The organism is uncultured Tateyamaria sp., assembly GCF_947494755.1.
Classification (GTDB): domain Bacteria; phylum Pseudomonadota; class Alphaproteobacteria; order Rhodobacterales; family Rhodobacteraceae; genus Tateyamaria.
The window spans coordinates 261,668-273,257 of the sequence record NZ_CANLVZ010000005.1; the positions used below are offsets into that span (position 1 = coordinate 261,668).

9 protein-coding genes and 1 tRNA gene are annotated in these 11,590 nt (G+C 62.2%); 4 read left to right on the forward strand and 6 right to left on the reverse strand.

Annotation, left to right across the window (positions count from 1 at the left end; genetic code table 11):
• Window positions 1–19 precede the first annotated feature (19 nt).
• Window positions 20–94: transfer RNA gene (locus Q0908_RS08790), tRNA-Gly, on the reverse strand.
• Window positions 95–323: 229 nt separating this feature from the next.
• Here Q0908_RS08790 and Q0908_RS08795 point away from each other — a divergent pair.
• Window positions 324–674: a hypothetical protein gene (locus tag Q0908_RS08795; protein WP_299283121.1), complete on the forward strand. Its 351-nt coding sequence runs from the start codon at window positions 324–326 to the stop codon at window positions 672–674.
• A 103-nt stretch (window positions 675–777) separates the two neighbouring features.
• On the opposite strand, the gene Q0908_RS08800 is transcribed toward Q0908_RS08795, so the two are convergent.
• Window positions 778–1,155, reverse strand: coding sequence for a VOC family protein (locus Q0908_RS08800; protein ID WP_299283123.1), 378 nt, complete (start codon window positions 1,153–1,155; stop codon window positions 778–780).
• Window positions 1,156–1,259: 104 nt separating this feature from the next.
• Between Q0908_RS08800 and Q0908_RS08805 the strand changes: the two genes are divergently transcribed.
• Window positions 1,260–1,610, forward strand: a complete 351-nt coding sequence (locus tag Q0908_RS08805) for a nuclear transport factor 2 family protein (protein WP_299283126.1) — start codon at window positions 1,260–1,262, stop codon at window positions 1,608–1,610.
• Here Q0908_RS08805 and Q0908_RS08810 read toward each other — a convergent pair.
• From Q0908_RS08810 to Q0908_RS08820, 3 genes are all read right to left on the reverse strand, one after another.
• Window positions 1,607–2,755, reverse strand: a complete 1,149-nt coding sequence (locus tag Q0908_RS08810) for an MFS transporter (protein ID WP_299283130.1) — start codon at window positions 2,753–2,755, stop codon at window positions 1,607–1,609. The genes Q0908_RS08805 and Q0908_RS08810 overlap by 4 nt on opposite strands.
• A gap of 182 nt (window positions 2,756–2,937) precedes the next feature.
• Window positions 2,938–3,624: a phosphotransferase gene (locus Q0908_RS08815; protein WP_299283132.1), complete on the reverse strand. Its 687-nt coding sequence runs from the start codon at window positions 3,622–3,624 to the stop codon at window positions 2,938–2,940.
• Window positions 3,621–7,067 carry a pyruvate carboxylase gene (locus Q0908_RS08820; protein ID WP_299283134.1) on the reverse strand — a complete coding sequence of 1,149 codons (3,447 nt, stop codon included), beginning with the start codon at window positions 7,065–7,067 and terminating at the stop codon, window positions 3,621–3,623. The genes Q0908_RS08815 and Q0908_RS08820 overlap by 4 nt, the downstream gene beginning before the upstream one ends.
• Window positions 7,068–7,366: 299 nt before the next feature.
• Between Q0908_RS08820 and Q0908_RS08825 the strand changes: the two genes are divergently transcribed.
• The gene (locus Q0908_RS08825; protein WP_299283137.1) at window positions 7,367–7,756 is read left to right on the forward strand and encodes a BLUF domain-containing protein; all 390 of its coding nucleotides are present in this window, start codon (window positions 7,367–7,369) and stop codon (window positions 7,754–7,756) included.
• Window positions 7,757–7,766: 10 nt separating this feature from the next.
• Here Q0908_RS08825 and Q0908_RS08830 read toward each other — a convergent pair whose 3' ends face one another.
• Complete coding sequence (locus Q0908_RS08830) at window positions 7,767–8,909, reverse strand: alpha-hydroxy acid oxidase (RefSeq protein WP_299283139.1); 1,143 nt, start codon at window positions 8,907–8,909, stop codon at window positions 7,767–7,769.
• 168 nt (window positions 8,910–9,077) lie between these two features.
• Between Q0908_RS08830 and Q0908_RS08835 the strand changes: the two genes are divergently transcribed.
• Window positions 9,078–11,504, forward strand: coding sequence for an ATP-dependent helicase (locus tag Q0908_RS08835; protein WP_299283140.1), 2,427 nt, complete (start codon window positions 9,078–9,080; stop codon window positions 11,502–11,504).
• Window positions 11,505–11,590 lie beyond the last annotated feature (86 nt).

An 11,590-nucleotide genomic window follows, 5' to 3' on the forward strand; every position in this document is an offset into this window, starting at 1 on the left:
CCGGGTGCAGCTGGAAAATTGGAGCGGGCGAGGCGATTCGAACGCCCGACCCTAACCTTGGCAAGGTTATGCTCTACCCCTGAGCTACGCCCGCTTCCTTGGGTGAGCCGGAGATACTTACCCCTGCCGCGCGCTGCAAGTGGAAAAGTGCGGGGCTGTGCAAAAAAAACTTGAGGGGATCCTGTTGCGCTGTCGAAAATTTTGAAGCGCTGTGCGACGGAAACAGAACTGGTGCGCGTATGACCCTCATGACCCACCGCGCTGTTGTTGTCATCCCACGGCCCGATCCCGCCAAGCAAAAGCTTTTGCCCCGGAGACTGATCATGACCTTGTCCCAACTCAAGACGACGGCACTGATCTTTGCAATCGCACTTGGCTGTGCGGCCCAAGGCGATGCCCAGCCCATGTTGCGCCAGCACGCCGGCACCAAGGCCGAACCGGTCGCCTTGGCCCGCGCAGTGCAGCGCGTATCGGGCGGGTCGGTCACGATCACCCAGACTGGGCGTACCGACACCATCACATCCAAGGTTGTGCCGACCCATGCGGTTGGCCGCTGTCCCAATGCGGACAATCCGAACCGTGTTTCCGCCCAATCCCACACGTTCCGTGTGCCCGTCAGTCCCAAGGTCGGCCACGCCACGCCTTTGCAACGGGGCCATGATCACCTCGTCTGAGTATCCCGGCGGCACATAGGCCTATTTTCTGACGGATACCTACCCGGTGATCCCGCGCTGCCGTATGGGCGCGCCGGGCAAGGGGCTTTCCAGATGCTGAACGTCAGGTGCGCTGGATCAGATCCCACCGGCTGCCGAAGGGGTCGACAAATACCGCCACGGTTCCATATGGCTCATGGCGAGGTGCTTCTTCGAACCGGATGCCGTGGGCGCGCAGGTGGTCATAGTCGCGCGCAAAATCATTCGTGCCCAGAAACAGCCACACCCGGCCCGCGCCCTGATTGCCGATGGCAGCCTCTTGGACGGGGCCATCTGCACGGGCCAGGACGATGCTCGTTTCGGCATCCGGTCCGCGGACTTCAACCCATCGTTTGCGCCCTTGGTCGATATCCGCGACCAGATCAAAGCCCAGCACCTTGCAAAAGAAATCAATGCCCGCATCATAGTCGGGGACAATGTACGTAAATGCATGTATGTCCATTTGTGCACAATTAACCTGCTTTTATGGGTGTATATTTGCAAATTTGAACGCTTATAGTGGTCCGGAACATGCCGATATCCCGGCCTTAGTTGAGGAGATAGACAATGTCGATCAGAGAGAATGTACAAGCCGTTATCGATGGCACCATGCGCGGTGAGATCCTTGAGACCTTTGAAAAATACTATGCCGAAGATGTGGTGATGAGCGAGAACGGTGTCGAAGACCGCGTCGGCAAGGATGAGAACCGCAAGTTCGAAGAGATGTTCGTCGGCAACGTCGAATTTCACGCCGCCAGTGTGGGCCGCGTTGCGGTCGATGGCGATCAGGCGGCGGTCGAGTGGGTGTTTGAAATGACCCCCAAGGGCGGTGAGCGGATCACGCAGCGCCAAGTGGCCTTCCAGACGTGGAAAGACGGGAAGGTCGTGCGCGAGGTCTTTTACTACAACAAGGGTTAGGCCCGCGGGCTGCGCACCGCATGGGCCAGCACGATGATCAGTGCTGCCAGCACCGCCAACACGCCGAACCCGGTGCGCAAGGTCGTGGCGTGCGCGATAAACCCGATCAGCGGCGGGCCCAACAGCAGCCCGCCATAGCCCAAGGTCGCCACGCTCGCGATGGCCGTGCCGGGTGGCAGGTGCGGATCGTTTGCCGCGCGCGAAAAGGCCAGCGGCATGATCACCGCATAGCCAATACCCATCAGCCCAAAGCCGACCAGCGCGGCCGCATAGGTGGCAAAGCTCACCGCGCAAAGGGTGCCTGCGGTCGCGAACACGCCAGCGATCCGCGCGGTTGTGACTGGGCCGAACGCTTGGGTCACCTGATCCCCCATCAGCCGTGTGATGACCATGGCGACGGAAAACACGGTATAGCCAAGGGCCGCATTTGCAGCACTGACTTGTGCGATATCGACAAGGAACAGGGCGGACCAATCGACCATGGCCCCTTCGCCCATGGACGCGCAAAAGGCGATCATCCCGACTGCAACCAAAGCGCCTCGCGGGATCGGAAACAGCGGAGTGCTTTGGGTGGTGTCCTGACGCGCAGAGGTCCATGGAATCCACGCCATGGCCAGTGTCAGCGCCGCAATTGCGGCAGCACCCGGAACGAAATGCGCCGCGATGCCGACGCCGTACAGTTCCGCCCCATAACCCGATGCCGCCCCCAGACCGGCCCCTAGGCTGAACATCGCGTGAAACGAGGACATGACCGGGCGCGCGATATGCCGCTCTGCCTCTCCAGCCCATGTGTTCATCGCGACGTCCATCGCCCCATGGGTGGCCCCGAACAGAAACAGGGTCAGCGCAAGAAGGGGCACATTGGGTGCAACCCCGATCAGGCACAATGCAACGCTGTAGGCGGCGGCGATGTGCAGGGTGAGCCGCGCAGCGCCCAGCTTGTCCGCAAAGCGCCCCGCAAGCGGAAAGGCGGTGATCGCGCCACCCGCAAGCAGCAAGAGCAGCCAACCAAGATCGCCCGCATCCAGCCCATGCACCTGCGCCACTGCGGGGATCCGCGAGGCCCACATACCGTAAAGCGCGCCGTTCAGGACGAACATGGCCGAAACGGCCATCCATGTGGCACGATTGGTGGGGGTTTTCATGTGGCGTCCTGAATTTCGCTGGGCGTTGATGTGCAGCCTTTCGGACCGCCATAGGCTTGGCAAGCGAATTTCAAACCGCTTTGAGGGCTTGTTTCAAACTGTCAGATGATGTGTGGCACCGTTAGGGATATTGGCGGCCTTGGCATTTGAATTGGGTGATAGGCCCACGCGCCGCTGCCGGTCTACCAGTCGATGGTTTCGACGAGGGCAAGGGCGCGGTCGGGCTCGACCTGCCAGCAGCAGGCGATTTCCCACGCCAGTCTGGCACGCTCTGCCTCGGGGCTGCTATCGCCTGCCAGGGCAAGGTCGAACAAGGTCAGATCAAACCGTGCCTCGTCCCAGTCGATCACGCTGGCTGTGCCGTCCTCGTCCACGAAGATGTTCGGGGGGCCAAGATCGGCGTGCACAACGGAGTGCGGCTGGCTTGCGACCGCAGACCACGCTTGCCGGATTTGCGTAATCACGCGCGCTGGCATCAGTCGCAAATCCACATCACCCCCATAGTCGGACGTGATCAGGTCGGAGGCGCTGGCAAATCCGGGGCGTTGGGGGAGGGAGTCGCAAGCACGATGAAACGCCTGAATTTGCACCGCGATTCTGCGCGCATCTGCGGGCCGCCCCGGTAGGTATGGCTCGCAGGTCCATCCCTCCACGCTCAAGGTGCCGGTCCCGCCGCGGATCAAACGGGGCACGCGCAAGCCGGCGGCTTGCGCGGCATCATGAACCGGGGTTAGCCACTCCAGCGCCGCTTCGGACCGCCGGGTTGTTTTTAGAATATGGCCACCCACCTGCAGCACCGTATTGCGGTGCCCACCGCGCAGGGGAACGGGGCTCCCCGTCAGCCCCCAAGCGGACAGCGGCGGCGTCATTCAAACTCGACAAGCAGGTCCTTGGCGTCGATCTGCCCGCCGGGCGCGATATGCACCGCCTTGACCACTGCGTCGCGCTCGGCGTGGATGCCCGTCTCCATCTTCATCGCCTCAATGGTCAGCAGCAGGTCGCCTTCGCTCACCTCCTGGCCCACTTGCACACCAACGCTGGCGACCACACCCGGCATGGGCGCGCCCACATGCGCGGCATTGCCCAACTCGGCCTTGGGACGCTGCACCGTTGTCGATTTCACCATGCGGTTCGGGACGCGGATGACGCGGGGCTGGCCGTTGAGCTCAAAAAACACCTTGGCCTCGCCGTCCTCGTTCGTCTCGCCGACCGCTTGCAGACGGATTTCGAGGGTCTTGCCCGGGTCGATTTCGGCGGTGATCTCTTCGCCCGGCTGCATCCCGTAAAAGAACGTCTTGGTTGGCAGGGTCCGAACGGGGCCGTATAGGCGGTGTCGGCCCATATAGTCGAGGAAGACCTTGGGATACATGAGGTAGCCCGACAGGTCCTCATCATCGACCTCGCGCCCTTCGAGCTGCCCAGACAGGTCCGCGCGTGTCGCTTCAAGGTCGACGGCAGGCACATCCGCGCCGGGGCGGGCGGTGTTGGGGGCCTCGCCTTTCAGGATCTTGGTCTGGATCGCAGTCGGGAACCCGCCCGGAGGCTGACCGAGATTGCCGCGCATCATGTCCACGACTGAATCGGGGAAGGCGACGTCCTTTTCGGGGTCCTCGACCTCTTCCCGGGTGAGGTTCTGGCTGACCATCATCAGCGCCATGTCCCCCACCACTTTGGAGGACGGCGTGACCTTCACGATATCGCCGAACATCTGGTTCACGGACCGGTAAGTGCGCGCGACCTCGTGCCAGCGATCTTCAAGCCCCAGTGAGCGGGCCTGTGCCTTGAGGTTGGTGAACTGCCCGCCGGGCATTTCGTGCAGGTAGACTTCGGAGGAGGGAGCTTGCATCCCGCTCTCGAAGGCGGCGTAATGATCGCGCACCGCCTCCCAATAGTCCGAGATGTCGCGGATCGCATCGACCGAAAGGCCAGTGTCGCGGTCAGTGTGCTGCAGTGCGCCGACCACCGTGCCAAGCGTGGCTTGCGAGGTATTGCCCGACAAGGCGTCCATGGCGCAATCGACCGCGTCCACACCCGCCTCGGCAGCAGCAAGGATCGTCGCACAGGCGATTCCCGCCGTGTCATGCGTGTGGAAATGGATCGGCAAGCCGACCTCTTGTTTCAGCGCACGCACCAGCACGCGCGCGGCTGCCGGTTTCAGCAAACCCGCCATATCCTTGAGGCCCAGCACATGCGCGCCCGCGTCTTTCAGCTGGTTGCCCATATCGACATAGTATTTCAGGTCGTACTTGGCCCGATCCGGATTCAGGATGTCGCCGGTATAGCAGATCGTGCCTTCGCAGACCTTGTTCTGTTCCTGCACCGCGTCCATCGCGACGCGCATGTTTTCGACCCAGTTGAGGCTGTCGAACACGCGAAACACATCGACGCCCGTATTGGCCGCGACGCGCACGAATTCCTGCACCACGTTGTCGGGATAGTTGGTATAGCCCACCCCGTTGGCCCCGCGCAGCAGCATCTGGGTCATCAGGTTCGGCATCGCCTCGCGCAGGTCGCGCAGGCGCTGCCAGGGACATTCCTGCAGGAACCGATAGGCCACATCGAACGTGGCCCCGCCCCAGCACTCCATCGAGAAAAGCTGCGGCAAGTTGGCGGCATAGGCGGGGGCCACCTTGATCATGTCATGGCTGCGCATCCGCGTCGCCAGCAGGGACTGGTGCCCGTCGCGCATTGTCGTGTCGGTGATCAGCAGTTGTTGCTGCGCCTTCATCCAGTCCGCGACGGCCTGGGGGCCCTTTTGTTCCAGCAGGTTGCGGGTGCCCATCTGGTGTGAGGGGTCGGCCTGCAAGGCGGGCGGCTTCGGGGGCTTGAGATCTGCGCGGGGGCGGGGACGGTCCTTGACCTCCGGGTGCCCGTTTACGGTGATGTCGGCGATATAGGTCAGCACCTTGGTGCCCCGGTCCCGGCGGCGCTTGAAGGTGAAGAGGTCCGGCGTCTCGTCAATGAACTTGGTGTGGTAGGTGTTGTCGAGGAAGGTCGGGTGTTTCAGCAGGTTTTCCACGAAGGCGATGTTGGTGCTGACACCCCGGATGCGAAATTCGCGCAAGGCCCGGTCCATCCGCGCAATCGCCATTTCGGGGGTCGGGGCCTTGGCGGTGATCTTGGTCAGCAGGCTGTCGTAATAGCGGGTGATGACCCCCCCCGCATAGGCGGTGCCGCCATCGAGGCGAATGCCCATGCCTGTCGCCGATCGGTACGCGGTGATACGGCCATAGTCGGGGATGAAGTTGTTCTGCGGGTCTTCGGTCGTGATCCGGGTTTGCAGCGCGTGGCCGGTCAAAACCACATCCCCTTGCGTGGGCTTGCCGGTGGCTTCGGCGATGGTCTTGCCCTCGGCGATCAGGATCTGGGCGCGCACGATGTCGATACCGGTGACTTCCTCGGTGACGGTGTGTTCGACCTGCACGCGCGGGTTCACTTCGATGAAGTAGAATTTGCCCGTTGACATATCCATCAGGAATTCGACGGTGCCCGCGCATTCATAATTCACATGCTTGCAGATCTTGTAGCCCAGATCGCAGATTTCGACCCGCTGTTCGGGCGTCAGGTAAGGGGCGGGCGCGCGCTCGACCACCTTTTGGTTGCGACGCTGGACCGAGCAGTCGCGCTCAAACAGGTGGTACATGCCGCCATGCTTGTCGCCCAGAATTTGGACTTCGACGTGGCGGGCTTTGAGGATCATCTTTTCCAGATACCCCTCACCGTTGCCAAAGGCGGCCTCGGCCTCGCGTCGCCCTTCGAGCACTTTTTCCTCGACCTCTGATTCATCTGCAATGGGGCGCATGCCCCGACCGCCGCCGCCCCAAGAGGCCTTGAGCATCAGCGGATAGCCAACCTCTTTGGCCTCTTTCTTGATGGCCGCCATGTCGTCGCCCAGAACTTCGGTGGCCGGGATCACGGGGACGCCCGCCTCGACCGCAACCCGGCGCGCAGACGCCTTGTCGCCAAGGGCGCGCATGGTTTCGGCGCGGGGACCGATGAAGGTGATGCCGTTTTGTTCGCAGGCATCCACGAAATCGGGGTTTTCAGACAAGAGGCCATAGCCCGGATGGATCGCATCCGCCCCGCTTTCGCGGGCTACGCGGATCATTTCCTCGATACTGAGATAGGCGGCCACCGGACCCAGACCCTCACCAATCCGATAGGCTTCGTCCGCCTTGAAGCGGTGCAGGCCGAGCTTGTCCTCTTCGGCAAAGACCGCAACCGTCTTTTTGCCCATTTCATTGGCTGCACGCATGATGCGGATCGCAATTTCACCCCGGTTTGCGATGAGGATTTTTTGAAACTCGGGCATGACTGGGGATCCTGTGTATGGGTACTCAAAGGGCAGCGTTGAGCGGCTTTTATGACGTTTTCGCAAAGCAGTATACGCGTATTTTTGGGTAGGGTGACAGGGTGTGGGATGAAAAATGCTGCGCAGCGGCATGAATGATGCTGCGTGAGCACAGGAAATTCGGCTTGGCGCTTAATGGAATGTCAGGGTTTGCCCGACATACAGGATTGCAATGTCCCGTGCGGGGTTTGAGGGTCTGATTTTGATGTTTCGTACAGTGTATTCCAGCTCCGCCAAGGCGGTGCTGTCCCCCCGAGGTTGTGTCGCAAATCCTGAACATCTCGCGGCGCAATAACGCGCGCGATGGGATCACCGGGCTGCTTGCCTATCACGACGGGCGGTTTTTGCAGGTGCTTGAAGGGCCTGAGGGCGCGGTGGCGGCCTGTCTGGCCCGGATCAATGTCGATCAGCGTCATACCCGCGTGCGCACCTTGTCCGCCGGGCCGGTCAAGGCCGCCCTGTTTCCGAAGTGGCGCATGGGATATGCCACGCCGCAGGACTTGCAGCCCGCCGCGCGCGACAGCCTCGCCGAATTGTCCGCCTTGGCCGACATTTGCCGCATCGGTGGCACTCCGGATCCAAAGGTGGAGCAGCTGGTGCGCAGTTTTCTGGTGAGTTCGGGGGCTGGCTGGACGCTGCCCGCCGGATAGGCCCTGGCGCTTAGACCTCGTGCGTCAGGACATCTGGCAGGTTGCCGAGGGTGCGCGCCCCGATCTGCCCCATGCAGGATTTCAGGTCTTCGCGCAGGATATGTGCCAGATGATCGGGCCCGTCCGGGCCAAGAGCGGCCAGCGCATAATGCCAGGCCCGTCCCATCATGACGAAGCTCGCGCCCATCGCCATGGCCCGCAAAATGTCGAGCCCGCCTTCGACGCCGCTGTCAAAGATGATGGGCAGCTTTGTGGCGCGCCGCACGTCCGGAAGCACTTCAATTGTGGCCGGTGCCCCGTCGAATTGCCGCCCCGCGTGATTGGAGACCCAGATCGCATCGACTCCCAACTCTTCGAGCCGCTCGGCATCCGGTCCGCGCATGATTCCCTTGATTACAAACGGCCCCTCCCACGCATCGCGCAGCCACGACACATAGTCCCAATCAGGTGAGGTGCGCAGCAGATAACCCACATGCGCCGTGACAGGCAGATTGGCGGTGGCCTTGGTGGTGTAGGCATCAAGCATCCGCATATGTGGCATGCCGGTGCGCGCCATGCCCATGGCCCAGGCCGGGCGCTGCGCCACCTGCGCCAGCAAGCGGGGCGTCAGTTTGGGTGGATTTGTCAGCCCCGAGCGTGTTTGTCGTTCACGTCGTGAGGCAACGGGCACGTCCACCGTCAGCACCAGCGTCTTGAACCCTGCCGCACGTGCGCGGTTCAGCATATCGGTGCGAATGCCCTCATCGCGCGGCGGGTACATTTGGAACCATGCATGGGTGCCAAGGTCGCTTTGGATATCTTCTGGGGCGGCGGTGGCCACGGTTGACAGGGAATAAGGAATGCCAAGGCGCGCGCCGGCCCGTGCCAGATGCCGTTCGGCATTGGGCCACATCAACCCCGACATCCCCACCGGCGCGATCCCGACGGGCAGGGGCATCTGGTGCCCGAACAGCTCTGTGCTGAGGTCTGGATCAAACTCGCCATGTAGCACCGAGGGGATCATACCAATCCGATCCAATGCGGCGCGGTTGCGGGCCTTTGCGGCCTCGGTCCCCGTGCCGCTGTCAAGGTATTCCCAAACGAATTTGGGGATTCGCCGCTGTGCGCGAGCGCGCAGATCGCTGAGGGCTGGGTATCGGCTGGTGAGGTCCATGGCGCGGACTATGGAGAGGCGGGCGGCGCGCTGCAAGCGGGTGTTGCGCGGGGGGCTAGCCCCCTTGCGCCCTGCGGCCTCACCCCCGGAATTTTTTGGAATGGAAAAGAAGAACAACGCGCGAACACGTGTCTTTCCCTTTCGCGCTTGAGGCGATAGATTGCAGTCATGAGCAGTTATGATGAATTTGACGCCTTTGAGGGCGCATCATTGTCGGCGCGCGCGATGGCGGCGCGCCCGCAGCGCTATCTGGAGGGGTTGAACCCCGAACAGCGCGCGGCCGTCGAAAAGCTGGACGGACCCGTGCTGATGCTGGCCGGCGCGGGCACGGGCAAGACCCGCGCGCTGACGGCGCGAATCGTGCATCTGCTCAACACAGGAAACGCGCGACCCAACGAGATTCTGGCGGTGACCTTCACCAACAAGGCCGCGCGCGAGATGAAGAACCGGGTGGGTGCGATGCTCGGCGGGCAGATCGAAGGGGTGCCGTGGCTCGGGACGTTTCACTCGATCTGCGTGAAGCTGCTGCGGCGTCATGCGGAACTCGCCGGGTTGAAGTCAAACTTCACCATTCTGGACACGGACGATCAGATCCGCCTGATGAAGCAGTTGATCCGCGCCGCTGGGATCGACGACAAGCGCTGGCCCGCGCGCCAGCTCGCCAATATCATCGATGGCTGGAAAAACCGTGCACTGACGCCGGACAACGTGCCCGCGTCTGACGGCGGGGCCTACAATCACAAGGGCGTCGAGCTTTATGCCCAGTATCAGGCCCGCCTGCTGGAACTGAACGCCTGCGACTTTGGCGATCTGCTGCTGCACATGGTCACCATCTTTCAGAACCACCTCGACGTGCTTGAACAATATCAGCGTTGGTTCCGCTTTATCCTCGTGGACGAATATCAGGATACCAATGTGGCCCAGTACTTGTGGCTGCGTTTGCTGGCCCAAGGGCACAAGAACATCTGCTGTGTTGGGGATGATGACCAGTCGATCTATGGCTGGCGCGGGGCAGAAGTGGGCAACATCCTGCGCTTTGAAAAGGACTTTCCGGGCGCGCATGTGGTGCGGTTGGAGCAGAACTACCGCTCCACCCCGCATATTCTGGCCGCCGCCTCGGGCGTGATCGACGGCAATGAAAACCGTCTGGGCAAGACGCTGTGGACCGCAAAGGAAGAGGGCGAGAAGGTCCGCCTGATCGGCCATTGGGACGGTGAGGAAGAGGCCCGCTGGATCGGCGACGAGATCGAGTCCGCTCAGCAGGGCACGCGCGGTATGCGCCCGATGTCGCTGGATGAGATGGCCATCCTCGTACGCGCCTCCCACCAGATGCGCGCGTTTGAGGATCGCTTTCTGACCATCGGTCTGCCCTACCGCGTGATCGGCGGTCCGCGCTTTTACGAGCGGATGGAGATCCGCGACGCGATGGCCTATTTCCGCGTGGTCGTCAGCCCCGAGGACGATCTGGCGTTTGAGCGGATCGCGAACACGCCCAAGCGCGGGCTTGGGGACAAGGCGCAGCAGACCATCCAGATCACCGCCCGCGCCAATGGCGTGTCGCTGGTCGAAGGCGCGCGTCTTGCGGTCGATCAGGGGCTTATCAAGGGTAAGGGCGCCACCGAGTTGCGCACGCTCGTCGAGGGTATTGCGCGCTGGCATTCCAAGCTGCGCGGCCCCCGGATCGAGGTGGTCGAGGATGACCGCGTTCTGGATGACGGCGTCGTGCCCTTGCGCAGCGAATACGGCCCGCCGCCCGTCAGCCATGTGGAACTGGCCGAGATCATTCTGGACGAAAGCGGCTACACCGCCCACTGGCAGAACGACAAGACGCCCGAGGCGCCGGGGCGGCTCGAGAACCTCAAGGAACTGGTCAAGGCGCTGGAGGGCTTCGAGAACCTGCAAGGCTTCCTCGAACACGTGTCTCTGATCATGGACAACGAACAGGATGACGCGGGGGCCAAGGTGTCGATCATGACGCTGCACGCGGCCAAGGGTCTGGAATTTCCCTGCGTGTTTCTGCCCGGTTGGGAGGATGGCCTGTTTCCGTCGCAAAGGTCCATGGATGAAAGCGGGCTCAAGGGACTCGAGGAAGAGCGGCGGCTGGCCTATGTGGGCATCACCCGCGCCGAAGAGGTTTGTACTATCAGTTTCGCGGCCAATCGGCGGGTGTTCGGGCAGTGGCAATCCTCGCTGCCGTCGCGCTTCATCGACGAATTGCCCGAAGCGCATGTGGATGTGCTGACGCCGCCGGGTCTATATGGTGGCGGATACGGTGCGGCGGCCCCCTCCATGGGGGAATCCCGGCTGCATCAGGCGGCGGCAGAGGCGAATGTCTATAACTCGCCGGGCTGGAAGCGCCTGCAATCGCGCGCGAGTGAGCGGCCCCTCAGTCAGCCGAAAGAAACCCGCAGCACGGTGATCGACCTGGATGCGGTGTCCAGTTTCACGATGGGCGAGCGGGTGTTTCACCAGAAGTTCGGCTATGGCGCGGTTGTAGGGATCGAAGGAGAAAAGCTCGAGATCGAGTTCGAGAAGGCCGGGCTGAAGAAGGTCATCTCGAAGTTCATCACAGGCTGCGACGACATTCCATTTTAGCGGTTGCTTTCACGTAGGTGAAAGCAACCAGTGGCAAGGACTGCTTTCTGCAAGAAAGCTGTCAGCCACCCCCTATCGTTCAACTC